Raw genomic sequence first — 265 nt, 5'->3', positions numbered from 1 at the left:
GTGTAAAAGAACTGGTCGATGAAGGTGAAAAGCATGGAGTTCGTTCCTCTGTTGGTGACATCGGTAGAACTCCAATTCTGCAAATAGCTGAATTTTTAAATGAACAAGTTCCTTTTTTTGGCACCGCGGCATTCCGAGAGGGGCAGCAACAAGAAGCAAAGTTGGCTGCCAATAAAGTGGTTGAAAAACTTCTAGGTAAAATGTCAGAAGCGAATTATTAAAGTCTAGGTAATATTAAAACTGCGGCAAGCAATGGGGATAAGAA

Annotated in this window: 1 protein-coding gene; it reads left to right on the top strand. The window is 40.8% G+C overall.

What is annotated here, in order from left to right:
- Positions 1-221: hypothetical protein (locus ACG94X_RS16880; RefSeq protein WP_419384812.1), on the top strand; the 221-nt coding region annotated here is incomplete at its 5' end.
- Positions 222-265: the final 44 nt, after the last annotated feature.

This window comes from Acinetobacter psychrotolerans, from assembly GCF_048552595.1.
Lineage (GTDB): Bacteria > Pseudomonadota > Gammaproteobacteria > Pseudomonadales > Moraxellaceae > Acinetobacter.
This window is presented reverse-complemented; position numbering and strand designations above follow the sequence as displayed.